This is a genomic window from Pseudoxanthomonas suwonensis (assembly GCF_000972865.1).
GTDB classification, from domain to species: Bacteria; Pseudomonadota; Gammaproteobacteria; order Xanthomonadales; family Xanthomonadaceae; genus Pseudoxanthomonas; species Pseudoxanthomonas suwonensis_B.
In genome coordinates, this window is record NZ_CP011144.1 from 2,470,731 (window position 1) to 2,495,004 (window position 24,274).

Sequence of the window (24,274 nt, forward strand, 5' to 3'; positions counted from 1 at the left end):
AGGTACATGGATTGAAAAGTGCCAAGGGAATTTCTCTGCTTGGGGCGGAGGGATAGGTGAAGCATTTGAATCGGGGAGGATATCGGTGCTCGAAGCAACACGTACGACGTTGAAGATCGCGCTTTCCATGTACGCCCTGGCGGTTGCCGGCGTCGCCGGGGCGCAGGATCTGGAACTGGCCCGGCAGCTCGCCGGGGAACTGGCCTACGAGCAGGCGTTCGATGACGGGGAATCGGCCTGTATCGAGAAGATGTCGGCTCAGGACATCGAAGGCGATGTCGCCAATACCCCCGAGCTACTGGGTGGCATCCAGCCGGGCGATCCGGAGTGGGTGGAGGCGCGGGCGCTCTATGCCGATATGCTGCGGGATGGCTGCCTCTATGGGAAGGCAGCCGTGCTGGATGCCTTCGTCGGCGGGCTTGCGCAGTCGCTCTCGACGGATGACATGCGCGCCCTGATAGCGTTCTATCGCAGCGACCTGGGCGTGACACTCCGGAATGCATCCATATCTGCGAATTCCACGGCCTACCGGGCCTACGAGCCCGTGGTCGGGCCCGGCGAGGCCTATGACGCCTTCGCGGAAAAGATCGCGGCGATTCTTGCGCGGCGCACCCCCTCCGGCAGCCCGGCGGAGGCACAACGGACACCCGTCGCGCTCGAGACGGCGGATGCGGCGGTCGCGCTGTCGGACCGGTTCATGCAGGACATCGTGAAAGGCCGGGTGAGCCAGGCCTTCGAAATGGCCAGGACCCATACCCTCGTGGCCGACGCCGACATCGGCAAGATGATCGCGGACCTCGAGCAGGTCGGGCCCGCCATGGCCAACCGCTTCGGTGAAAGCATCGGCTACGAACTGCTCCACAACGACAGCATCGGCGGTTCGCTGATCCGTTCGGTGTTCCTGCACCGTTTCCAGAACCACGCGATGGTCTGGATGTTCGTCTGGTACAGGGGCGACAGCGGCTGGATGCTTTCAACGTTCAGGTACTCGGATGACGTTTCCTTGCTGTTCGGACGATAGCCGCGGTATCCGGGAGTAAGGTCAGAGTGCAATTTTCAAGAACGGAACCCATCGTATAAGGGGTCCGTAAAAGGGGTCAGAGGAAGTATCTGCTTCAAACACCAATTCCCTCTGGCCCCTTTTGTAGAAATGAACCTGACCCCTTTTTAGGTGCCGCGGCATCCATCGAAAAAGGGGTCAGGTACATTTATGCTCTCGGCCTGTATATGTGATCCCGCCCCTTCTTTGTCCGCGACACCCGCCTATCGATAGTAGCGGCTGGCCATCCGCATATGCCTAGTCCTTCAGCTTGATCGTTACCGTAGTGCGCAGATTTCGGGAATCAAGCTCTTCGTCCGGGCTGTTGTGATAGATCTCCGAGCGGTGCGCGAACCACTCCCCGTCCGCCTGCTGCCGACTGTCGAACGCCAGCCCGGCATGGCGTGCCCAGCCGATCAGCACGCCGTTGACGGCAATGAGATCGTCGTAGGGGCCGAAATAGGTGATCTCGGCATACCGGCCTGCCGGAAGGACGCCACTCGTGAAGTCGCCGTCGGCGTCCACGGGGTGTTCCAGCGGAACTCCGAACTCCATCTCGAGCCGCGGCATGTCCACCACGTTGTGCTTGAAAAACACTGGGCCGGCCGGCTGCAGTCCGTTTGTATGCAGGTATGAAAACAACCGGTCCAGAATCGCGGGAATCTCGGCATCGAACGGCAAGGTCACCTGCTTCTTCAGCGCGAGGTAGGGTGTTGCGGGTCGTTCGACCACTTCCGGCAGGGTCAGCATCGGGGCGGCTCTCCTGGTTGGCAGGCGATGGGCTCATTGCGCTATCCATCACGGGTTCGACGACCGGGAGATCGGCAAATCGACAATCGATGGGCATGAACCCCCAAAGAGGGTCAGGTACATTTTCAGCCAGTGCTCGCAGCCTGTAGAAAATGAACCTGACCCCATTTCAGGCTGCGCGGGCGGCGGCCATCAGCCGATCTTCAGCGAGGCGATGCGGTCTCCATCGAGCACGAACGCATAGGTGAGCCGCGCCGGCGAGCCGGGGAAGTCGCCTTCCACCCTGGCCAGCACCTCGACCGTCGAGCCCGTGCGCGCGGCCGACAGCGGCTGCGCATGGAAGCCATAGCGGGTCCGCGTCGCCTGCAGCCAGGCGCCGATGGCTTCCAGGCCGCGGTGTTCTTCGTGTTCGTCGTGGACCAGCGCATCGGCTGCGAAGCATGCCGGCAGCCGGCTAGCGTCGCCGCTGTTGCTGGCCGAATAGAAGGTTTCGACGGCTGGGGGTAGCTGGATCGTCATGGCGGATGCGCCGTATTTGCGGTGCGCAGATTCTGGGGAGACACTTCCGCCTGCACAAGAACGCACCGCGAAGTAGGTAGCGCACCCATGGGTAAGGCCCACACGCCGGAATCGGCCGCCGCGGGCGTCGGCCAGGCACTGCGCCTGATCGACGGCCGCTGGAAGCTGGTCATCCTCTTCCACCTGTTCGGCGGCCAGGTGCGGCGCTTCTCGGAGCTGGAACGATCGATCCCCGGCATCTCGCAGAAGATGCTGGCCCAGCAGTTGCGCCAGCTCGAGGCCGACGGCCTGGTGCAACGGCAGGTCCATCCGGAGGTACCGCCGAAGGTGGAGTACCGCCTGACCGACTGGGGCCAGTCGCTGTGCCCGGCGCTGGATGCGCTGCTGGGTTGGGCGGAGCGGAAAGGAGAAAAGGCGGGGGTGTGATCCGAGGAGGGGGAACGGAAGCCGGCGCTTACCGCTCCAGGCGCGCGCGGGCGGCCTCCAGGTTGAACGGCCGGCCCAGGAACGCCTCGATCGATTCCGCCGCGGGGCGCGAGCCGCCCGTCGCGAGCACCTCGTCGCGGTAACGCCGCGCGGTGGCGAGGTCGCGCATGCCATTGGCCTCGAACTCCGTGAGCAGGTCGGTGGCGATCGCGCCGCTCCAGAGGTAGGTGTAGTAGATGGCCGAATAGCCGTCCAGGTGGCCGAAACTGGCGTACGGGTGGATGCCGTCGGGGTAGGGCGAAAGGTCGTAGCGCGAATAGCTTTCGCGGGCGAGCGCATCCAGATCGATGCCCGCGGGATCACGGTTGTAGTAGTTCAGCGAAATCGAGGCGAGTCCCAGCTGGCGCATGAGCCACAGCCCCCGGGCGAAGTAGCGCGCCGAGTTCATTCGCTCGACCAGCTCGCGTGGGATCGTCCCCCCTTTCGCGTTCACGGCGAAGGTCGCGAGCGTGTCGTAGTCCCACACCCATTCCTCCAGCAGCGTCGAGGGCGACTCCATGAAGTCCCATTCGAGCCGGTTGTAGTCGAGCTGGGCATAGCGCTGGTGACCGGAGAACATGCCATGCATCAGGTGGCCGAATTCGTGCAGGAAGGTGACGACCTCGCCGTGCGTCATCAGTCCGGTTTCGTGGTCGCCGCGCGGGAAGTTGCAGACCAGCGCGCCCACCGGAATGGCGCCCGGCCCGCCGGGACGGATCGGGAAATTGGCGGCATGGCTGAACTTGCCGTCGCGTGGGTGCATGTCGAGGAAGATGCGCCCCAGCAGCCGGCCGTTCTGGTGGATCTCGTAGGCTCCGACGCTCTCATGCCAGACCGGGGCGTCGGCCCATTCACTGAAGCGGACGTCGAACAGGTCGCTCACCAGGGCGATGATGCCGTCGCGCACCTGGTCGTAGGCGAAATAGGAGCGCACCTCCTGGCCGTCGAGCGCGTACTCCTCGCGGCGGACGATCTCCTGCACATAGCCGCTGTCCCAGCGCTGCAGCGCATCCGCATGCGGAGCGTCGCTGCGCAGGCGTTGCAGCAGGCGGCCATAGTCGCGTTGCGCCGAGGGGGTCGCGTAGGTCGCCAGTTGTTCGATGAACTCCCCGGCGCGCGCCGGGTTGCCGATCATCTTGTCCACGGTGGCGACTTCGGCGTAGTTGGTGAAGCCGAGCAGCCGTGCCAGTTCGTAGCGTCTTTCCAGGAGCGCGGTGATGGTCGCTACGTTCTCGGGATAGCCGCGGTTGTTGAAGGTCTCGAACACCGCCCGGCGCGTGGCTTCGTCGCGCGCATAGGTCAGGATCGGGAACACGTCCGGATACTGCATGGTGATACGGATGCGTCCGTCCGCCGCCGCGGGGTGGGCGGCGATGTAGTCTTCCGGCAGCCCCTCCAGGGCGTGCACACCGGCGAGATGCACGGCGCTCTGGTCCTCGCGCAACACACGCGCGAATCTCAGGCCGAGATCGGTGATCTCGGCGTTGAGTGCCGAAATCCGGGTGCGCGTGGCGTCGTCCTTGTCAACGCCAGCAAGACGAAAGTCCGTGAGTGCGCGGGTAACGGAGTGCCGGTCGATCGCATCCGCACCGGAGAGATCGATCGCAACCAGCCGGTCGTAGAGCGGGCGCGACAGCATGGTTCCCGACTGGAAGGCGCTCAGGCGCGTGGTGCAGGCCTCGCCCGCGGCGCGGATCCCTGCATCGGGATTGGTCTCCTGCACGAGCCGCGCATCGGCGATGCCGGCGTTGAGCACGTTGTAGAGCCGATCGAACTGGGCGAAGTCCGCCTCGATCGAGGCTGGCCCCGATCGGCTCTCCAGCGCGGTGCGCAGGGTCGAGGCGCGGGCAAGGATTTCGTCGCAGCGTGTGGCAAAGGCTTCGGCCGAAGCGGGGGCGCCGTGCAGCTCGGCCACCCAGGCATCGAGGGAATTCTCCTGCGGCGAGGCGGCGATGCTGCAGGCGGCTGCGAGCATGGCGAGGCATACGGAGACGGCGCGGACTGCGTGCATGGAATCCCCGACGGCATGGCGTCGGGGGCACGTTAAGGGCATGCGGCGCGTGGGTCAACTTCGTGCATTGTCCGCAAGGAAGCGGGATGCCAGGGATGTTTCCCTATCCTCTCCTGGCGGAAAAGGTGTCCGGCGAAAAAGGTGTCGGGGAAGGCTTCCAGGAGGGAAAGTGGTCAGATGCATCTTTCGAGGAAGGTGTCGTAGACGCTTTCCGGGAATGGTGGTCCCGGTTTTCGCAGCCCCGTGCCGTTACCATCACCCCTCCACCATCTTCCCGGAGGGATCATGCGTGCAGTCATGGCGTGCCTGCTGGCACTGGGAATCGGCCTGGCGCCCGCGGCGCGTGCGCAGGACACCGCCAGGGCCGGGGGTCCGGCGCAGGTGCGCATCGTGCAGGACGCCGACGGTTACCGGATGACGGTCGACGGCCAGCCGTACTACGTGCGCGGCGCCGGTTCGGCCGGTGGCGACCTGGAGCAGCTGGCCGCGCGCGGCGGCAACTCGTTCCGCACCTGGAGCACGGGTACCGACGTGGCGCAGGTGCGCGCGATGCTCGACCGTGCGCAACGCAACGGCCTGACGGTGGCGATGGGCCTGGCGGTGGGCAAGGAACGCCACGGCTTCGACTACGACGATCCGGAGGCGGTGGCCGCGCAGCTTGCAGCGCTGCGAGAGCAGGTGCGCCTGTACAAGGACCACCCGGCGGTGCTGATGTGGCTGGTCGGCAACGAGCTGAACCTGGAATACCGCAACCCGAAGGTATGGGACGCGGTCGGACAGATCGCCGACATGATCCACGAGGAAGACCCGAACCATCCGGTGATGACGCCGCTGGCCGGTTTCGACCGCGAGCTGATCGACCGGATCAAGGCGCGTGCGCCGTCGCTGGACCTGATCGGGGTGCAGCTCTACGGCGATATCGGCGAGCTGCCGGCCAAGCTGCGCGCCGCCGACTGGACCGGGCCGTACATCGTCACCGAATGGGGCCCGACCGGGCACTGGGAAAGCCCGCTCACCTCCTGGGGCGCGCCGGTGGAGGACGATGCCTCGCGCAAGGCGGAACTGTTCCAGCAGCGCTACCGCGAGGTCATCGCCGCCGACACCCGCCAGGGCCTGGGCTCGTACGTGTTCCTGTGGGGCAACAAGCAGGAGCGCACGCCCACCTGGTATGGCCTGTTCCTGCCCACCGGCGAGTCCACCCCGGCTGTCGACGCGATGCAGCAGCTGTGGACCGGCCGCTGGCCGGACAACCGCGCCCCGTCAATCGAACCGGCCCGCATCGATGGCCGCCTCGCCACCGACAGCGTCGTGCTGGCGCCGGGATCCACGCATACGGCCACCGCGCCGGCCAGGGATGCCGACGGCGACCGGCTGCAATGGCACTGGTATGCACTGGAGGAGAGCACCGCCACCTCCATTGGCGGCGACCCCGAGGCAGTGCCGGCGCAGGTGGAGCTGCACGCCACCACCGACAGCGACGGCCGCCTGCACTTCACCGCGCCGGCCAGGCCCGGCAACTACCGCCTGTTCGTGGAAGTACGCGACGGCCAGGGGCATGCCGCGTACGCGAACATCCCGTTCCGGGCGGAGGAGCCGCGGTGAGCGAGCGGGAAAAGGAGCACGCGAAAATGGGGTCAGGTACATTTTCAGCCAGCGCCAGTCGTCTGCGGAAAATGAACCTGACCCCTTTTGGGCGGGTAGTCGAAAGACGGCAAGGGGGGACCAGTGTCAGAGATCATCATGAGACGAGCAGATGAACCCAACCTTCTGGGGGCCTTTTTCGAGATGAAGCCATCGAGCAAGCTTGGAGCCCTGCTGGCCTGTCTGATCGCCGCTGCAGGGATCGGTTGCAGCCACGCGCCACCCGCCGCCGTCGCGGAGGCCGCTGCCCCGGTGGTGCGCATCGTGCCGCTGCCGCGTTCGGTGGAAGCGCATTCCGGCGAGTTGCAGTTTTCGGGTGCGGTGGCGCTCGAGGCGCCGGTGGCTGCACCCAATGCCCGGCGTGCGCTGGAGGAGCTGCTGGCGGGGTTGGGCCTCGCCGCGGATGATGCTGCGGCGGTACGCATCCGCCTGCAGCTGGTGGACGATGCGGCGCTGGGCCCGGAAGGCTATCGGCTGGTGGTGGGAGATGGCATCGCCCTCAGCGCGCAGACCGATACTGGCCTGCTCCATGCGGTGCAGAGCCTGCGCCAGCTGCTGCCGGCGCAGGCGCAACCGGAGTACCGGCTGCCCCGTCTCGTGGTTGCCGATGCCCCGGCCTACCGCTGGCGCGGTGTTTCGCTGGACGTGGCCAGGAGTTTCCTGCCGGTCGACTACCTCGAAAGGCACATCGACCGCATGGTGTTCTTCAAGCTGAACCGGCTGCACCTGCACCTGACCGACGACCAGGGTTGGCGCATCGAGATCAAGCGCTATCCGAAGCTGGTGGAAATCGGTGGTGCCAGCGCGGTCAAGGGTGGGCGCACCGGCTACTACACGCAGGAAGAACTGAAGCATCTGGTGGCCTATGCGCAGGCGCGCGGCATCACCATCGTGCCGGAGATCGACATGCCGGGCCATGTGCAGTCGGCACTGGCTTCGTACAACGAACTGGCCTGCGATGACGTGGACAACCTGTCCACCTATTCCGGGCTGGAAGTGGGCTTCAGCGTCCTGTGCCTGTACAAGCCGGATGTCGTCTATCCCTTCGTCCGCAACGTGCTGGAGGAGGTGGTGGCGATTTTCCCGTCCCCGGAAATCCATGTCGGCGGCGATGAGGTCAAGCACCCGCTGTATGCCGACTTCGTTGCCCGTGCCGCGGCGATGGTGGAGGAGATGGGGCGCACCGCCATCGTCTGGGAGGAGGGCTCGGTGGCTGACACCCGCCCCGACGTCCTGCTGCAACTCTGGAATGACAACTACGCCATCGATGCGGCGGTCGCCAAGGGACATCCGCTGATCCTGTCGCCGTGCACGTACTTCTACCTCGACCACGGCAACTACGCGGGCCAGCCCGGAACCTACGACTGGTGCCGCAAGGAAGGGGTGCCGCTGGAACGGGTCTATGGCTTCGATCCCACCGCATTCAAGACCGCGGTGGGCATCGAGGCCGCGTTGTGGTCGGAACTGGTGCATTCTGATGCGACCGCGGACAACCGCCTGTGGCCAAGGCTGGCGGCGGTGGCTGAAGTGGCCTGGAGCCCGGTCGAACAGCGCGACTACGCCGGGTTTGTCCAGCGCATGAGTACGTTGCGTCCGCATCTGGATGCACTGGGTATCCGCTACCACGCCGAACCGGATCTGGGCTGGGGAGAAGGACGGCATTGAACCCACTCCGGCCTAGAAAAACGGGTCAGAAAAGGGGTCAGGTACATTTTTCAGAAAAGGGGTCAGGTACATTTTTTGGCCAGTGCCCATAAAAGGGGCAGGTTCATTTCAGTCAGTACAAGCAGTCTGCAGAAAATGAACCTGACCCCTTTTTCGCCGGGCGGCTGCCTGACCTTTTCCGCTAGGCCGGGTTCGATGAACGATCCCCAACACTGCCTCGTGTTTTCCCGGATCCACCAATCGACGGTGCCGCTGGCGCGCTACGATCCATTCATCGCCCAGATCGACGCTGCCGCTGTGCAGCGATCCCGGAAGCCGTCCATGCGCCTGCCCCTGTTCCTGCCCGCTTGCCTGTGCCTGGCCGCCCTGCCGTCGATGGCCGCCGATGATCCGGCCGCGCTCGACCTGTCGTTGCCGCAGGCATCCGCGTCGCCCTATCGCAACGATCCGCCCGGCGCGTACCACGGCGATGTCTCGGGCGTGCCGGCGGCGCCGGCCGATATCGGTTCGCGGCGCCGCTCGGCGTGTCCGACCACGCCGGATGGCGAGCCAACCGACCTCACCGGCCAGGTCGCCATGGGCGTGGGTCACTCTCGCCTGGGCACCAGCCGCTACGGTGCGGTCGGGTTGAACTACTGCAAGTCGATCATCGACGACGAGGGCGACGAACGCACGTTCAACATGCAGCTGCACATGGGAGAGGCCGAAGGGCCGATGCCGATGATTCGCACGGGCCCTGGCCCTGGCCCGTGGCGCCGGGGATTCTGAAGGAGAGAAAGGGGAAACAAGGGTCAGGGTGCATTTTCAGGGTTGGGTCCCTGACCACTGTTCCTTACGACTCCCGGTGTGCCGGTCCGGGCGTGCCGGCGTTGTAGACTCACCCGTCGGCGCAACGCCGAAGGGGAAAACCGAATGCGCCTGTCAGTCCTGCCCGTCACCGTGGCCGCGGTGTTGCTGCTGTGCTGTTCCCCCGCGCGTGCCTCATCGCTCGGCGACGCGGTCGCCGCCGACTACCCGTACCTCGATGCGCTGTTCCGCCACCTGCACGCCAATCCCGAACTGTCGATGCAGGAGACCGGAACGTCCGACCGGCTGGCGCGCGAGCTGGAACAGCTCGGCTACTCGGTGACCCGCGGCATCGGCAACACCGGCTTGGTCGGCACGCTGCGCAACGGCGACGGGCCGGTGCTGATGATCCGCGCCGACATGGATGCGCTGCCGGTCGAAGAGAAAACCGCGCTCCCGTACAGGTCGACGAAGCGCCAGGTGAACCTCGAAGGCGTCGAGATGCCGGTGATGCATGCCTGTGGCCACGACATGCATGTGACCACGCTGGTCGGGGTCGCGCGGCGGATGGCGGCGCTGAAAGACCAGTGGCGCGGCACCTTGCTGCTGGTCGGGCAGCCGGCGGAGGAGGCCGGTGGCGGCGCCAAGGCGATGGTGGCCGACGGCCTCTACGCCCGCGTCGGCCGGCCCGACCACGCGCTGGCGCTGCACGTGATCGCGAAATACCCGGCCGGGAAGATCGCCTTCAGCGACGGGCTGATGTATTCGAGCGTGGACACGGTCCGGATCAACCTGCGCACGGTCGCGACCCACGGCGCGTCGCCGCACCTGGGCACCGATCCGGTGGTGATCGGCAGCCAGATCGTGCTGGCGCTGCAGAACATCGTGACCCGCGAGATCTCGCCGATCGAGCCGGCGTTGATCACCGTGGGCGCGTTCCACGCCGGCAGCGCGCCCAACGTCATCTCCGACAACGCGCGCCTGGACATCACTGTGCGCGCGAACAGCGAGGCGACCCGGAAGAAGCTCCTCGCCGGCATCGAGCGGGTCGCGCTGAACACCGCGCGCGCCGCCGGCATCCCCGAGGACCGGTTGCCGGAAGTCGTGGTCGGAGCCGACGGTGCGCCGACCACCACCAACGATGCCGCGCTGGCCCAGCGCGTGCGGGCGGCCATCCGTGCAGGCATGGGCGAGGAGGCGTTCACCGATTGGCGGCAGACCGACATGGGCGCCGAAGACTTCTCGGACCTGGTCGGGGTCGACCCGCCGATCCCCAGCGTCTACTTCGAGGTCGGCGGCACCGCCCCGGAGAAACTCGCCTCCGGGCAATGGGCGGAACATCATTCGCCGCTGTTCGAGATCCAGCCGGAACCTTCGATCAAGGCAGGCGTGGAAGCGATGACACTCGCGGCGCTGGATCTGTTGAAGAAGTAGGGAATCGGGCTGCAGCCCGCTTGAGTCTCCGGCGCGGGAACTCGTCGTGGCTGAAAACAGGGCTTCCTGATCGGTTCAGGCGAAATGGCAGCGCAGGGCTTCACCTGCACGCCGCCTCCCCAAACCCCACGCCCCGCTGAATCACATTCCATGCGTTACCGCCGACCCTCCCTGCGCGACGCGCGATTCACGCCACGCCGCCCATGGTGTCATCAACTGCACTTCGCAGGCGCCCGGACCAACGAGAAACGGGCGACGACAACCAACGGGAAATGAGGAGTTGCACCGTGGACAACACCAAGAAGAACGAAACCCGTGACCTCAACCGCGATCCGCTCACCGGCGCGCCCGGCTCGCATCCGGTCGGCGTAGGCGTGGGCGGCGTGGGCGGAGCGGCGGCTGGCGTGGTGATCGGCGCGCTGGGAGGCCCGCTGGGCATGCTGATCGGCGGCGGTATCGGCACGCTGGTCGGTGCGGCCGCCGGCAAGGGCGTGGCCGAGCGCATCGATCCCACCGGTGAGGAAGTGTTCTGGCGCCAGACCCATGCCTCGCGTCCGTACCACGACGCCCGCTTCGACTACGAGAACGACTACGCGCCGGCCTACAGCTACGGCGTGGATGCGCGCGCGCGCATGGCCGATCGGGTCTGGGACGATCGCCTGGAACACGAACTGGGCGCCGGCTGGGGCCAGGTGCGTGGCCAGTCGAAGCTGGAGTGGGACCATGCACGCGACGCCGTACGCGACGCCTGGGACCGCAGCGACCGTACCTACCGCGCCTACGACGCCAGCGACCGCTACTACGCCGACCAGTTCGAGCGCGTCGACTACCGCGAGGCCGATGCCGGTTTCGACGACTACCGCCCGGCCTACCGGTACGGCACCCAGGCGCGCTCCCGTTATGGTGACCGCGAATGGGACGACCACCTGGAAAGCGAACTGGGCCAAGGCTGGGACCAAGCCAAGGGCAACTCGCGCCTGGGTTGGGAGCAGGCCAAGGCCGCCACGCGCGACGCCTGGCACAACGTGGAGCGCGCCCTGCCGGGCGATGCCGACGGCGACGGCCGCTGAGCCGGATCCATCACGCTTCCCGCATAAGGCGAAGGCACCGCTCGCGGTGCCTTCTTCTAAAATGGGGTCAGGTACATTTTTTCAGGCCAGTGATAACGATCTTCGGAAAATGAACCTGACCCCTTTTTAGCTGCAGGTGCTCCGCGTGTCGCGCTAGTTCCCCGCCGTCGCCCGGCTCGGCACCGTCGTCCAGCTGTCGTCCGGGTCGAACCGCTCCATCGCGCTGGCCGCCTGGTCGCCGCGCGGTCCCAGGTCCTTCTGGAACACCTCGCCGTCGTGGCTGACGATGAAGCTCTTGATTCCTGTCTCGCCGTACTTCGCCGGCCACGCCACCAGGGCGAAGCCGCGGCTCATGTCCTCGCCCAGCCGGTAGCCGTACGCGCCGCCGGGCGCGGACGGCCCCTGCGCGGCGAGGATCCTGAACCGGTAGCCGTGCCAGTCGCCCTGCGGCGTGGCGTCGCCGAACAGCGGACCCAGCGGGCTGATATGGCCGTCGTCGTCCTCGGCCCAGTACAGGCCATCGTGGCGGCCGTCGGTGCTGACGAACTTCTGCGCGTACTCCAGCACGCCGTCGCCGTCGCGGTCGACGCTGGCGTACTCCACCTGGGCGTCGTGGTAGGCGAGGGCGGAATCGATCGCGGCCAGCTCGTTGCGGCCGATGGCGCGGGCGCGGATCTCCTCGGCGCCGGCCTTCAGGTCGAACGACCAGCCGCTGGCGCCCTTGGCCAGCGGCACCGGGAAGGTCCAGGGGTCGGTGCCCACGCTCAGCACGGCGCGGTCGGCGCCGGCGGCCTCGATCGCATGGCGTTCGCGGTAGCGGTCGAGGAAGGCCTGCACGTCGCTGCGCTCCACGTCGGCCGGGACGTAGTCCTTCCAGCCTTTGCCGAGTACGGTTTCCAGCCTGGCCGGATCGGCGCGGTCCGTGCCGAGCGCGTCGACCAGTGCCTGCGCGGCGTCCTCCGGCGCGGGGAAGGCCTGTTGCGCCAGCGCCGGCAGCGGAAGCGCCAACGCCAGCAGGGACAGCAGGATCGGATGGCGGATTCGGTTCACCGTGGTTTCTCCTCGTATCAGCGGTGTCCGCGGCGTGGCGGGTTGGCGGGACGCGACACCTGCTGGCCAGCGGGGCGGCTGGCCGGGGCGTGCTGGCGCGCGGTGGCCTGGCTGGCGTGGCCGCGTTCGGCGGCGGCGCGCGAACCCGACGGATGGCTGGCGCCCTGGAAGGCGTTGCTGTGCGGGCTGGCCTGCCGGGTCTGGCTGGCCTGCTGGCGGGCGGCGGCGCGGGCCTGGTCGTTGCCCTGGACCTGGTGGATGCGCTGGGCCGCGTCGGGCCGGTTCTGGACTGCTTCGCGAGCCTGCTCGCGCTGCGCCGGCGTGGCCTGCTGTGCGCGCTGGGCGGCATCGCGCGGGCGGTCCTCGCGGTTGGTGGCGGCCTGCGCCCGCTCGCGTGCCTGGTCACGGTCGACCTGCTGTGCCCGCTCACGCGCCTGGTCACGGTCGACCTGCTGTGCCCGCTCGCGCGCCTGGTCGCGATCGACCTGCTGTGCCCGCTCACGCGCCTGGTCGCGATCGACCTGCTGTGCCCGCTCACGGGCCTGCTCGCGGCCGGCCTGCTGCGCCCGCTCACGCGCTTCGGTATTGGTGCGCGCCGGTGCTTCCACGCCGCGCTTCTCCATCGAAGCGCGCGCCTGCTCGCGCGCCTGGGCGCGCGCGTCGTCGTCGCCGCGGAACTCGGCGCGGCGGTCGGCGCCATCGAGCTGGCGGCCATGCCGGTCGCGGTGCGCCTGGTCGCGGTAGGGCACGCCGTCGCGGTGCGCTGGGTCGTGCCGCCAGGTGTTGTCGCGGGCGTCGAGCCGGTTGACGTTGATGTTGTTGTAGCGGTCGATGTCGATATCGATGTCCACGTCGCCGCGGCCCCAGTGGTGCCAGCCGATGTCGCCCCAGATCGCATCGGTGATGGCCAGGCCCACGCCGAAGGCGATGCCGCTGGCCAGTGCCGTGCCCACCGGGTAGTAGGCGGATGGCGGCGGGTAGTACACGGGCGGGTAGGACGGGTAGGCCCAGGTCCCGTAGACCGTGGTCGGGTCGTAGCTGGGCACGTAAACCACGTCCGGTTGCGCGGGCTCGATGATGATCGCCTGCTGCGGTGCCGGTTCGATGGCGACAGTGCCGCCAGCGGGCACGGGCGCCGGTGCCGGCGCTGCGGCGACCGGCTGCGCGGTCACCTTCTGGTACTCGTTGGATTCCAGGTTGCCCGCGGCCTGCGCCTGGCCGCGCAGGCGCTGCACCGCATCCATCACGTCGTTGGGTTGCGCCAGGAAGGCGTCGCCCAGTTTCTGCACCCATGCCGGATCCTGGCCCAGCGTCGCCAGCGCCTGAGGGAAGGCCACCAGCGACTGCACGCTCGCGTCCCACGGCTGGTCGGCGACCTGGCGCACCGCCGCGTCGCCCTGCGCGTCGGGATGCGCCTTGGACCAGGCCGCCGCGTCGGCGACCTCGCCCGGATAGGTCGCCGCCATCAGTACCTGCGCCAGCAGCGGGTCCGGGTACAGGGCGATGGGCGCGACCATCTGGTCGAGTTCCTCCTGCCCGAACAGCCGTTCCTGCGGCGAGGCGGCCGGGGTGGCGGAGGTGGCAGGCGGCGCGGTGCCGTCGCTGGCCGGAGTGCTCTCCCTGGAGCATCCGGCGACAAGAATCAGGCTGGCGGCAAACAGGATCCTGAAGCGCATGACAGTCGCTCCTTGGGTGCGGAATCGTGTCGTTGGAAGCGGTGGTGGCTGCCGTCCCCGGGACCGGCACGGTGTTGGAAAGTATGGGTACGCGAAAGGTTATTCGGGCGTGATGGCGCGCCGCGATCCGGCCACGCACAAGCGGCTAGTGCCGCTGGCCACCACGCCGCTCCCGGGTGCCGGCTTCGGGCGGGTGCGGTTCTACGGGAGCCATCCATGCCCTGGCTGCCGGTGCTGCAGACGCTGGTCGACCTGGCGGAGCCCCGCCGCCGCTTATTCCCCGGTGCGGAAGCGCAGGGTCAGGCCCTTCAGGAAATTGCGCAGGATCTGGTCGCCACAGGGACGGTAGTGCTTGTGGCCTGGCTGCCGGAACAATGCGGTCAGTTCCGGCTTGGTCAACGGGAAGCCGGCGGCTTCGAAGGTCTCGTGCATGTCCACGTCCTTCAACTGGAAGGCCACGCGCAGTTTCTTCAGTACCAGGTTGTTGGTGATGCGGCTCTCCACCGGACGCGGCGGCAGGCTTTCGTCGCGGCCGCGGAAGTGCACGACCAGGCCATCGAGGAAATGCGCCAGGATCCGGTCGCTGCACACCAGCGCCCCTGCCTCGCCGTCCTTCTTCAGCAGCGCGGGGATATCGGCCTTGTCGAGGGGGAAGTCCGGGTCGGCCAGGCGCGTGATCTCCACCACCTTGGCATCGCTGAGGTCCAGCATGTAGCGGATGCTGCGCATCACGTCGTTGTTGATCATCGCGTACTCGCTCGGTCATCGAGCCTGGAGGAAGCGGGAAAACAGGGGTCGGAGTACATCTTCGACGAGCGCTCCCCTGGCTCCTGTTCGTGCTGCTCGCAGTCTAACCCGGCCCAGCCCGTGGCATCCTCTTGCATTGAGACGGACCGGAAAAGGAGCGCACGCATGAACTTCGCGACGCGATCCCGCAACGTCCACCTGGTGAGCTGCGCGACGAAGGCCGCATCCAGCCACAACACCCAGCCCTGGCAGTTCCGGATCGAGGCGGAGCGGATCACGGTCCTGCCCGACCTGTCGCGCCGGTGTCCGGTGGTGGACCCGGATGACCACCACCTGTTCGCGAGTCTGGGTTGCGCGGCGGAGAACCTGTCCCTTGCGGCGCGGGCCAATGGCCTGGAGGCCTCGCCGGGCTTCATGGAGGCCACGTCGGGTATCCAGGTGGATCTCGCGCAATCCTCGCGAGCGGATGACGCACTGTACGCGGCGATCGATCTGCGGCAGTGCAGCCGCTGCCGCTACGACGGCACGCCGCTGGTGGCCGGGGAACGCCGGCTGCTCGAGGCTGCCGGCGTCGGCGAGGGCGTGGCCGTCGTGCTGCTGGACGGGCGCGGGCAACTCGAGCGGGTCGCCGAGTACGTCGCCGCGGGCAACAGTGCGCAGTTCGCGGATCCGGCCTGGCGCGCGGAACTGCGGGAATGGATACGCTTCAATTCGCGCAGCGCGCGGGCATCCGGCGACGGACTCTACGGCCCGGTGATGGGAAGCCCGGATGTCCCGGACTGGGTGGGCCGGCTGTTCATGCGCTTCGCCTTCTCGGCCGCCGCCCAGAACCGCAAGGACATCGAGCATGTCCGCAGTTCCTCGGCCGTCGCGGTCTTCGTCTCCGAAGCGGACGACAGGCGGCACTGGGTGGAGGCGGGCCGGAGCTACGAACGGTTCGCCCTGCAGGCGGCCGCCCTCGATCTGCGCACCGCCTTCATCAACCAGCCGGTGGAAGTGCCGGAACTGCGGTCGCAGTTCGCCGCCTTCCTCGGCATCGGCCCGCGCCGCCCGGACCTGGTCGTGCGCGTGGGGCGCGGTCCGCGCACGCCGCGCTCGTTCCGTCGGCCGGTGGAGGATGTGATTCTCTGGTGACGGAAAGGAAGCTCCAGGGAATTGGGCGCAGGACCGGGAGGATCAAGGAGATCGTCAGCAGGTCTTCCACCTGAACCCTTGACTCGTGATCAACCCGTTCATCCTCGCAGCCGCACGCTGCTACGCTGATTGTCCTCCCGTCTTGCAAGGTGATGGACATGGTCCGATCGCGAAAGTCCCGCAAGGCGTCCGCGGCGCTGCAGTGGGCGCAGCTGGGCCTGGCCGCGCCCCAGGTCGTGGCCCATCGGCTGGGACGGATGGCGGCTGCCGGGCCGGTCCTGTCGGCCCGTGACCGCAGGGAATTCCTGGGCATGGCGATGGAGAAGCCGGTCGCCTTTGCCCAGTCGTGGACCGCGATGTGGGTGGAGACGGTGCTCGCGCAGCAGCAGCTGGCGCTTTCGCTCTTCACCGGCGTGCCCGGACTTGCGTGGCAGGCCCGTCACGCAGAAGCGACGCTCGACCGCATCGCCGCCCGCGGGCTCGCGCCGGTGCGCCGCAAGGCGGTCGCCAACGCGCGGCGGCTGGCACGACCGAAGGCTCGCTGAGGCTGCCTTCAGCATCCGCGGGATCTCGCCCGGTTCCTGCCGGAAGCACAGGCACCCGGCGGCCTCGGCGCAGTAAGGACGGCCGGCCGTCGCGTTCATCCGGGAGGCGTATGATGGGGGCACCGCTTCCCCGCGCGACCTGCCGTCCTGCTTCCCCGGACGCCCTTCGCTCCCTCCACCGCAACGCTTTCCGCACCGGTTTCCGGTCGGAAGGGAGCCACATGCCACGTTCGGCCGCACCCACCCCCGCCTCCGGCGACGCCGACGCCTCGTGCGCCCGTTGCGATGCGGTGTGCTGCCGGCTGACCGTGGTGGTGATGCCCGAGGACGACGCCGTTCCGCGGCATTTCGTCGTACGCAATGCGCAGGGCGTGGAGGTGATGGCCCGCGACGAGGACGGCTGGTGCGCCGCGGTCGATCCACAGCGCCTGTGCTGTTCGATCTATGCCGACCGCCCCTTGATCTGCCGCAAGTTTTCCATGGGCGGGCCGTACTGCCTGGATATCCGCGCGACCTACCGCGACCAGCGCCTGCGCGGCATCCCCTTGACGCTCTACTGACCGGAGAATCACGACATGGCCACACGCAAGCCCATCAAGAGCGTGCCTCCACGCAGGCCCGCCGGCGAGCCTTCCAAGCCGACGCGCGCGCTCACCAGCGAGCGGATCTCCGACGACCTGGCTGCCTTCGAACGCGCAGGCGGCCAGATCGAAGTGCTCGGCACCACGCGCGTGCTGCAGCGGGTGGCGGAGCTGGAAGCGCAGAAGGCGCAGGACGGGACAGGAAAAGGGGAAGGCGGCAGCGAGTCCGCATCCGGCGAACGCCAGCTGAAGGTCGGATCCGGCGGCTAGCTGCCGCTGGTGGCGGGCCGGGAAAACAGCGCCGGAATTCGCCAGCCACCGGGGTGGCGGCCATGCCCGCGGAATCCGTACTCTTCCCCGCGGTGGCGGAATCCATCCACGACGGGGTAGGCATGAGCAGGGAAGACGTAGTCGCTGTCGCGGTCAGGCTCTTTTCGGTCTTCCTGGTGCTCGGCGTCCTGCGCCAGCTCCCTGGCACGATCGCGCTGTTCGCCGTGGACGTGGATCGGGGACTGGTCGCGTTGAGCCTGCTGCTGCTGCTGCTGGGCGCCCTGGTGGCTGTGTTGCTGTGGTTCTTCCCGCTCAGCGTGGCGAGGAAGCTGCTGCCGGTGATGCGGGAGCCGCGGTCGGAACAGGCGATGGACGCCCAGGTCGCCCTGATGGTGGGCCTGACCCTGATCGGCGTCTGGGTCCTGGCCTATGCGCTGGTGGATGTCGCCTACTGGCTCACGCTGTTCGTGAGGACCCGGCATCCGGGAGCGGTGTACTTCGAGTGGTCCCACGAGCAGGTCGCGAACGTGGTCGCCACGGGGGTGGAAGTGGCTGTCGCCATCTGGCTGATATTCGGCGCATCCGGCATCCGGCGCCTCATCCAGCGCTACAGGCGCGGGGAAGGATGACCGACGCGGCACGCCTCCGCGGTCGAGGGGGAACGCCGGCTGAACGCATGGCCCATGCCCAACCAATGGCAGGGTGGGACGCGCGGGCGCTGCGCCTAGCCTGAGCCCGAATCCCCATGCCGGGTGTCCTCATGCGCATGACCCTTGTTGCCGTGGTTCCCCTGCTGCTCGTCATCCCGCTGTCGGCCTGCACCACCGCGCAGGTGCGCATGCCGGAAGGTTTCGCCGCCGACGCGGTGGCTTACGAGGTGAGCGGCCACTCGCCGCGCCGGTTCAACGAACCGGTCCGGTTCGGGCCGTACAGTGCGCTGGAAATGCGGGAGGGCTCGACGTTCTCATGGGGCCTGCCGCTGGCTGCGGTCGACGTCGACCGCAGCTCCAAGCCGTACGCCTACACGATGGTGGCCCGCGGGCTGCCGCCGGTGGAAGTGCAGTGCCGCTCGCGCGCGTGGACGGCCGGCACTGGCCGCGAGTCGCGACGCGCCACGGTCGACCTGACCCCGATGGCCGGGCCGCTGCTGGCCTGCGGACTGCAGGTCGACGACTACGACGTGCAATTGCTGGAAGTCGCGCGCCAGGGCGCCCGCATGCGGGGCCGGCTGCAGGCGCCATGGGGCCGCGAGTACGCCGTGCACGGCTTGAATGCCTACGAGGGCTCGCCGATCGCCGCGATGGAACCGACCGGCTACGCCATCACCGACGGCGATACCACGCTCGCCGTGGTCGACGTACTCAACCGGGGCCGCGTGCACCTGGACGGTTCGCTCGACGACGACCAGCGCGTGTACTTCGCCGCGGCCGCCGCCGCGCTGCTGCTGCTGGATCCCGAACTGGGTGGCTGAAGCGGCCGAAGGCCAAAAAGGGGTCAGGTTCATTTTCTTGCCGCAGGTGCAATTCCTTCCCTGAAAAGGGGTCAGGTTCATTTTCTTGCCGCGGAGGGATTGGCTTCCGGGGTTGCCGGCAGGCGAGTAACGGACGGCCCCAAAAGGCGTCAGCCCTAAAAGGGGTCAGGTACATTTCCCCGGAATTGATGCCGGTCGCCCGCGTGGTCGGGATTCCATCGAGCGCAGTACGGATGTTTCCATCTGGCGGCGAAAGCGCTCGCTGCCCCAAGCCTTCTGCTGGCGGGTGTGCAGACGCAGCGCCTCTGCTTCCTCGGACGGCAGGCCCTGCGCCAGCAGGTCCCGGTACGCCCCTTGCCGGTCGCCATCGCTGCTGCCCAGGGCGAGATAGGCAGGGTGAGGCGTGATCCGTGGCTCACGTATGCCATAGGCATTGCAGGCGTGGCTGGACCAGGCATAGGCGCCAGGCGCCGACGTAATGCCGGCGCGTACCGGGTTGAGTTCGATGTAGCGGTAGCACGCCAGCACATAACGTTCGCTGTCGACCAGGGCAGACTTGAACCGCCCTTCCCACAGCGTGCCGGTGCGGTGGTGGCGGGTGTTGAAGGTCGCCACGTAGCGACGACCGATGGCCTGCATCATCCGCGATGCGCCACCGGGCTCCAGCGGTGTCGCCAGCAGGTGCACGTGGTTGGTCATCAGCACATAGGCATGCAGCTGGCAGTGGTGGCGCAGGGCTGCCTCGCCCAGTTCGTGCAGGAAGCGCTGGTAGTCGGCGATGTCGGCGAAGCAGGGTTGCCGGTCGTTGCCGCGTTGCACGATGTGCAGCGGGATGCCAGGGACATCGGGTCGGGGCAGGCGGGCCATGCACATTCACATTCCATCCTTGGGATGGCCAAGTCTGTGCCCGCGCGTCGCCGCCATCGATCGGCAAAAGTCGCGTCGATCCGTAGGAAATGAACCTGACCCCATTTCGGGCGGGCCAGTTGCGGTGGTCGATCAACCGGGGTCGTGCCAGTCCCCCGGAAAATGAACCTGACCCCATTTTGGCTGCGGTCGAGGCGGGTCAGGCCTGCGTGCGCCGCGTCGTGCGATGGGTGCGCCCGAGGAAGCGCAGCGCGGCCTGCTCCCATTGCCGCGGGCCGCGCGCGCCGGCGGCCGCGCGGTGCAGGCGGCCGTCCTGCCAGCCCTCGAACACACGTGGGTCCACGTACGACTTGCGGCAGATCGCGGCGGTGTTGCCGAGCATCGCGGCGACCTCGTCGATGACGGCGTTGCGGATCCCGGCCAGTTCGCGTTCGCCGGCCGGGTCGGGAACGGCGATGTCGGCCAGCAGCCGGAATGCGGCGGTGGTGGCGCCCCAGGTGCGGAAGTCCTTGGCGCTGAAGTCGCCGGCCATCGCCTCGCGCAGGTAGGCATTGACGTCGGCCGAATCGATCGGCTGCAGCCCGCCGTCGCCGTCGCGGTACTGGAACAGGCGCTGCCCCGGCAGTTCGTGCATCGCCCGCACCAGCCGCGCCAGCCGGCGGTCCTCCACGTCCACCTCGTGCAGGCGGCCGCCCTTGCCCTGGAACTGCAGGCGCAGCGTGCCGCCGCGGAAGGTGGCGTGTCGGTTGCGCAGCGTGGTCAGGCCGTAGGAGCCGTTGTCGCGCGCGTACTCGGGATTGCCGACCCGGAGCAGCGTGGTTGCCAGGATCGCCACCGTGGTGGCCACCGCCTTCTCGCGCGGCAGGCCGGGCAGGGCCAGGTCGTGGCGCAGGCGCCGGCGCAGCCGCGGCAGCGCCTTGCCGAAGCCGACCAGCCGGTCGAACTTGTGCGCGTCGCGCAGCGGACGCCACGCCGGGTGGTAGCGGTACTGCCTGCGGCCGCGCGCGTCGCGGCCGATGGCCTGGATGTGGCCGTGCGGCGAGGCGCAGATCCACACCTCGCGGTAGGCCGGCGGGATTGCCAGCGCGCGGATCCGCGCCAGCGTCTGCGCGTCCCGCACCGCATGCCCGTCCGGATCGACGTAGCGGAAGCCGCGCCCGCAGCGCAGCCGGCGGATGCCGGCGCTGGCGTCGTCGATGTAGCGCAGGCCGGCATCGTCGCCGGCCACGCCCTGGATCTGTCGGCGGCGGACGCGCTGCGCATCTCGGGAAGCGGCCATGCGCCGCACGCTACCAGTGCCGCGTGAGTGGCCCATGAAAAAAGATGGCCGTGCGCCGGCTTCAGGCGACGCTGGCGACCACCTGGTTGCGGCCGCCCTGCTTGGCCCGGTACAGCGCCTGGTCGGCCGCGGCCAGGCGCGACTCCAGGCTGCCGTCGCCGCTGTCGACACCGACGCTCACGCCGCAGTGCAACTGCACGTCGCCGAACGGCACCGGCTGCGCGGACCAGGCGCGGCGCAGGCGCTCGGCGATTTCCTCGGCCTGCTGCGGCGACACGCCGAGCAGCAGCGCCGCGAACTCCTCGCCCCCGATCCGGCCGATGCTGTCGTCGGGCCGCAACTGCTCGCGCAGCAGCGCGGCGAAGTGGCGCAACACCGCGTCGCCAGCGGCATGGCCATGGCGGTCGTTGACCTGCTTGAAGCGGTCGAGGTCGAGCATCAGCACGCTGCTGGATCGCTGGCCGGCATGCCTTTCCAGCAGCCGGTTGGCCTGCTCGAAGAACCCCTGGCGATTGAGCAGGCCGGTCAGCACGTCGGTCCTCGCCAGTCCGCGCAGCACCTTCTCCCGGTCGGCGTGCAGCAGCACCAGCAGGGCGATGCAGCGCAGCATAAGCAGCGCCGCCGACAGCGGCGCGCCGAGGGCGCTCATGTCGTCGACCCGCCATTCCGGCATGCGTCCGACGTCGAAGCCGATGAACAGCGCCCGCGCCATCAGCACCGCGCCCGACACCAGGTAGACCCCGGCCACCGACCAGCGCAGCAGCCGCTCTTCCAGTACCTGCGCGCGCAGCAGGGCGAGGCCGGCGAAGCCGCAGGCGAGCGCCGCCAGCCCCTGGTTCGCCGCGACCTGCCCCGCGTGCGGCAGCGCCGCCGCCAGCACCCAGGCGAGCAGGAACGCGGCTGCGATCCAGCGGCCGGGGACGCGATGCCGCAGCCGGCAGAACTCGAGGATGCCCAGCCAGATGGCGAGGTTGCCGCCGAGGAAGCACAGGCCGGCCCACCAGAACAGGGCGCCGGCGGCATCCATGGTGCCGATCAGCCGCAGCGCATAGCCGGTGGCCAGCAGCAGGCAGCCGGCCAGCCAGTAGCGCAGTCCCGGCCGTTCCGGGTACAGGTGCGCCATGAATGCGAACACCAGCGATGCCGCCGCCATCAGCATCGAGGTGAACACCACGATCGTCTGGAAGTGCAGCATCGCCTCCCCGCTCAGCGCACCGGTGCCGCCCAGGGCGACGGCGCCAGTCTAGCCCAGCCTGCGGGTGCCGGCTTGCCGGTCTGCCCGGGTGGTCGATGCTCGCTGCGCGAGTGCCTGCGCGACCTCTTCTGGCAGGTATTGGCGATGCCAGATTCGCTACCTGACGGTGCGCACGCAGCCATACCAGGTCGAGTGCATCTGCAGCCAGAGGCAGGTCCTGTTGCTGCCACCGCTACCAACCTCGGAATCGAAGGCCACGCCGGTGGCCCACTTGCACCAGCGGATGCGCCGGCGGAGCGATCAGCTCATGCAGGAAGGGCATGAGCGCGTCGAAGCATCGCCGCGGCGATCGCGGGTATGGTGACGGCCCACGTTCCGCTGTCGGTCTCCATGAATCCCGGAATCCTGCTGCCCCTCGCCGCCGCCGTTGCGCTCGCGCTGGCCGCCTGTTCGCCACCGCCTGCCCCGCCCGCCGAGGATCCCGCCGCGGCCGCGGCCCATGCGCCCGCCGATGGCGACTACCTGGCCTCGGTCGAGCAGTGGCGCCGCGAGCGCGAGGAACGACTGCGCCGGCCCGACGGCTGGCTCAGCTTCACCGGGTCCGGGCAGGTTGCGCCCGGCGCGCACCGTGTCGGCAGCGCGCCGGACAACGCCATCGTCGTGCCCGGCGGGCCGGCGAACTGGGGCGTGCTGCGCGTGGGCGCCGACGGCGCGCTGTCATTCGAGGCGGCGGCGGATGCCGGCCTGGTCGCCGACGGCCAGCCATTCGCCGGCGGGCCGCTGCTGACCCAGTTGGACGAAGGCGGGCCGACCAGCCTGCATGCCGGCCGGCAGCGCTTCTACGTGGTCAGGACCGGCGACGTGCACGGCTGGCGCTTCCGCGATCCCGAATCGCCGGCGCTGCAGGCGTTCGCCGGGGTGCCGCATTTTCCGGTCGATCCGGCCTGGCGGATCGAGGCGCAGTGGCAGGCCTACCCGCAGCCGCGCACGATCCAGCTGGTCACCAGCAACGGCACACTGGAGCAGGCGCGGGTCACCGGGCAGGCCGAGTTCGAGCTCCACGGCCGTCGCCACACGCTGCTGCCGGTGCAGGAGAAGGAAGGCGACCAGCTGTTCTTCATCCTCGCAGACCGCACCAGCGGCAAGGAGACCTACGGCGGCGGCCGCTTCCTGTACACGGCGCCGGCGCAGGACGGCCGGGTGGTGCTGGACTTCAACCGCGCGCAGAACCCGCCGTGCGCGCTCAACGGCCACGTCGTCTGCCCGACCGCGCCGCCGGAGAATCGCCTGGACCTGCGGATCGCCGCGGGCGAGAAGACCTACCCGCTGGCCCACTGAGCGGCATCGCGCCGCCCAGCGCAGCCGCCGCTCAAATGGGGTCAGGTTCATTTTCCCGGCCGCGGTGGTCGGCCCCACGACCGGATCTCCATCGACCGCTGCAGAGCGCTTCTACCTGCCGTTGCCCGCGTTCGATCGGATGGATCAGGCTGCTCTGTGGCGTGCAGGAAATGAACCTGACCCCATTCGGGGAAAATGAACCTGACCCCATTTTGGGGGCTGGGCTTGACTCTGGACCTGGGTCCGGGGTTCAAGCTGGGGGCGTTCCGGCAGGAGTGCGTCCCATGAAGATCGGCGAGTTGGCCCGCAAGGCGGGCGTCAACATCGATACCGTGCGCTACTACGAGCGGCAGGGGCTGCTGCCGCCGGCCCGGCGGCTGGCGTCGGGCTACCGCGAGTACGCCGAGGCCGACCTGCGCCGCCTGCGCTTCGTGCGCCAGGCCAGGGCGCTGGGGTTCACCCTGGAGGACATCGGCGAGCTGCTCTCGCTGTCCAGCCGCGGCGACAACGACATGGCCGGGATGAAGGCCACGGCCGCCGCGCGGCTGGCCGATGTCGACGCGCGCATCGCCGAGCTGGCGCGCATCCGCGACGCGTTGCGCTCGCTGGTGGATGCGTGCCCGGGACATGGCAGTGTCGAGGGCTGCCCGATCCTGCGCGCGCTGGCGGAGAAGGCGGCATGAGCGCGCACGGCCACGGATCGCACGACCACGGGCCACACCGCCACCCGGGCACCGGTCA

Annotated in this window: 24 protein-coding genes; 15 read left to right on the forward strand and 9 right to left on the reverse strand. The window is 68.5% G+C overall.

Annotated elements, in window-relative coordinates:
• Positions 1–109 precede the first annotated feature (109 nt).
• On the forward strand, positions 110–1,021 hold the full coding sequence (locus WQ53_RS10210; RefSeq protein ID WP_158497836.1) for a DUF2059 domain-containing protein: 912 nt from the start codon (positions 110–112) through the stop codon (positions 1,019–1,021).
• A 276-nt stretch (positions 1,022–1,297) separates the two neighbouring features.
• On the opposite strand, the gene WQ53_RS10215 is transcribed toward WQ53_RS10210, so the two are convergent.
• Entirely contained in the window at positions 1,298–1,789 is a 492-nt protein-coding gene (locus tag WQ53_RS10215; protein WP_052632069.1) for a GyrI-like domain-containing protein, read from the reverse strand.
• Positions 1,790–1,981: 192 nt separating this feature from the next.
• Complete coding sequence (locus WQ53_RS10220) at positions 1,982–2,308, reverse strand: nuclear transport factor 2 family protein (RefSeq protein ID WP_052632070.1); 327 nt, start codon at positions 2,306–2,308, stop codon at positions 1,982–1,984.
• Positions 2,309–2,395: 87 nt separating this feature from the next.
• Here WQ53_RS10220 and WQ53_RS10225 point away from each other — a divergent pair, with 87 nt between their 5' ends.
• Positions 2,396–2,734, forward strand: a complete 339-nt coding sequence (locus WQ53_RS10225; RefSeq protein WP_052632071.1) for a winged helix-turn-helix transcriptional regulator — start codon at positions 2,396–2,398, stop codon at positions 2,732–2,734.
• 28 nt (positions 2,735–2,762) lie between these two features.
• On the opposite strand, the gene WQ53_RS10230 is transcribed toward WQ53_RS10225, so the two are convergent.
• Positions 2,763–4,784 carry a M3 family metallopeptidase gene (locus WQ53_RS10230; RefSeq protein WP_158497837.1) on the reverse strand — a complete coding sequence of 674 codons (2,022 nt, stop codon included), beginning with the start codon at positions 4,782–4,784 and terminating at the stop codon, positions 2,763–2,765.
• A gap of 285 nt (positions 4,785–5,069) precedes the next feature.
• Between WQ53_RS10230 and WQ53_RS10235 the strand changes: the two genes are divergently transcribed.
• The 5 genes from WQ53_RS10235 to WQ53_RS10255 all read left to right on the forward strand — a co-directional run bounded on the left by WQ53_RS10235 (position 5,070) and on the right by WQ53_RS10255 (position 11,380).
• Positions 5,070–6,386: a glycoside hydrolase family 2 TIM barrel-domain containing protein gene (locus tag WQ53_RS10235; protein ID WP_330217130.1), complete on the forward strand. Its 1,317-nt coding sequence runs from the start codon at positions 5,070–5,072 to the stop codon at positions 6,384–6,386.
• Positions 6,387–6,524: 138 nt separating this feature from the next.
• Positions 6,525–8,090: a beta-N-acetylhexosaminidase gene (locus tag WQ53_RS10240; protein WP_082112967.1), complete on the forward strand. Its 1,566-nt coding sequence runs from the start codon at positions 6,525–6,527 to the stop codon at positions 8,088–8,090.
• Between the two features lie 135 nt (positions 8,091–8,225).
• On the forward strand, positions 8,226–8,858 hold the full coding sequence (locus tag WQ53_RS10245) for a hypothetical protein (RefSeq protein ID WP_144409298.1): 633 nt from the start codon (positions 8,226–8,228) through the stop codon (positions 8,856–8,858).
• 78 nt (positions 8,859–8,936) lie between these two features.
• Positions 8,937–10,310, forward strand: a complete 1,374-nt coding sequence (locus WQ53_RS10250; RefSeq protein WP_201774009.1) for an amidohydrolase — start codon at positions 8,937–8,939, stop codon at positions 10,308–10,310.
• 287 nt (positions 10,311–10,597) lie between these two features.
• On the forward strand, positions 10,598–11,380 hold the full coding sequence (locus WQ53_RS10255) for a hypothetical protein (protein ID WP_236685853.1): 783 nt from the start codon (positions 10,598–10,600) through the stop codon (positions 11,378–11,380).
• Positions 11,381–11,533: 153 nt separating this feature from the next.
• Here the strand turns inward: WQ53_RS10255 and WQ53_RS10260 are convergent, their stop codons facing one another.
• From WQ53_RS10260 to WQ53_RS10270, 3 genes are all read right to left on the reverse strand, one after another.
• Positions 11,534–12,430 (reverse strand): DUF2950 domain-containing protein, encoded by an 897-nt coding sequence (locus WQ53_RS10260; RefSeq protein WP_082112968.1) that lies wholly within the window; start codon positions 12,428–12,430, stop codon positions 11,534–11,536.
• A gap of 17 nt (positions 12,431–12,447) precedes the next feature.
• A complete protein-coding gene (locus WQ53_RS10265) occupies positions 12,448–14,106 on the reverse strand; it encodes a DUF3300 domain-containing protein (protein WP_052632078.1) in 1,659 nt (552 codons plus the stop codon).
• 273 nt (positions 14,107–14,379) lie between these two features.
• The gene (locus WQ53_RS10270) at positions 14,380–14,853 is read right to left on the reverse strand and encodes a DUF1456 family protein (RefSeq protein ID WP_052632079.1); all 474 of its coding nucleotides are present in this window, start codon (positions 14,851–14,853) and stop codon (positions 14,380–14,382) included.
• Between the two features lie 165 nt (positions 14,854–15,018).
• Between WQ53_RS10270 and WQ53_RS10275 the strand changes: the two genes are divergently transcribed.
• From WQ53_RS10275 to WQ53_RS10300, 6 genes are all read left to right on the forward strand, one after another.
• Positions 15,019–15,987, forward strand: a complete 969-nt coding sequence (locus tag WQ53_RS10275) for an Acg family FMN-binding oxidoreductase (RefSeq protein WP_052632080.1) — start codon at positions 15,019–15,021, stop codon at positions 15,985–15,987.
• 158 nt (positions 15,988–16,145) lie between these two features.
• Positions 16,146–16,532 carry a polyhydroxyalkanoate granule-associated phasin gene (locus WQ53_RS10280; protein WP_082113131.1) on the forward strand — a complete coding sequence of 129 codons (387 nt, stop codon included), beginning with the start codon at positions 16,146–16,148 and terminating at the stop codon, positions 16,530–16,532.
• A 221-nt stretch (positions 16,533–16,753) separates the two neighbouring features.
• Positions 16,754–17,092: a YkgJ family cysteine cluster protein gene (locus WQ53_RS10285; RefSeq protein ID WP_052632081.1), complete on the forward strand. Its 339-nt coding sequence runs from the start codon at positions 16,754–16,756 to the stop codon at positions 17,090–17,092.
• Between the two features lie 15 nt (positions 17,093–17,107).
• Positions 17,108–17,383: a hypothetical protein gene (locus tag WQ53_RS10290; RefSeq protein WP_052632082.1), complete on the forward strand. Its 276-nt coding sequence runs from the start codon at positions 17,108–17,110 to the stop codon at positions 17,381–17,383.
• 62 nt (positions 17,384–17,445) lie between these two features.
• Positions 17,446–18,012, forward strand: coding sequence for a hypothetical protein (locus tag WQ53_RS10295; RefSeq protein ID WP_052632083.1), 567 nt, complete (start codon positions 17,446–17,448; stop codon positions 18,010–18,012).
• Between the two features lie 131 nt (positions 18,013–18,143).
• A complete protein-coding gene (locus WQ53_RS10300) occupies positions 18,144–18,854 on the forward strand; it encodes a hypothetical protein (protein WP_052632084.1) in 711 nt (236 codons plus the stop codon).
• 165 nt (positions 18,855–19,019) lie between these two features.
• Here WQ53_RS10300 and WQ53_RS10305 read toward each other — a convergent pair whose 3' ends face one another.
• From WQ53_RS10305 to WQ53_RS10315, 3 genes are all read right to left on the reverse strand, one after another.
• Positions 19,020–19,721 (reverse strand): transposase, encoded by a 702-nt coding sequence (locus tag WQ53_RS10305; RefSeq protein ID WP_052632085.1) that lies wholly within the window; start codon positions 19,719–19,721, stop codon positions 19,020–19,022.
• Positions 19,722–19,920: 199 nt separating this feature from the next.
• The gene (locus tag WQ53_RS10310) at positions 19,921–21,036 is read right to left on the reverse strand and encodes a DNA topoisomerase IB (RefSeq protein WP_428992244.1); all 1,116 of its coding nucleotides are present in this window, start codon (positions 21,034–21,036) and stop codon (positions 19,921–19,923) included.
• 25 nt (positions 21,037–21,061) lie between these two features.
• Entirely contained in the window at positions 21,062–22,195 is a 1,134-nt protein-coding gene (locus WQ53_RS10315) for a GGDEF domain-containing protein (protein WP_052632086.1), read from the reverse strand.
• A gap of 390 nt (positions 22,196–22,585) precedes the next feature.
• Here WQ53_RS10315 and WQ53_RS10320 point away from each other — a divergent pair, with 390 nt between their 5' ends.
• A complete protein-coding gene (locus WQ53_RS10320; protein ID WP_052634039.1) occupies positions 22,586–23,533 on the forward strand; it encodes a DUF1684 domain-containing protein in 948 nt (315 codons plus the stop codon).
• A 284-nt stretch (positions 23,534–23,817) separates the two neighbouring features.
• Positions 23,818–24,216, forward strand: a complete 399-nt coding sequence (locus WQ53_RS10325; RefSeq protein ID WP_052632087.1) for a heavy metal-responsive transcriptional regulator — start codon at positions 23,818–23,820, stop codon at positions 24,214–24,216.
• Positions 24,217–24,274: the final 58 nt, after the last annotated feature.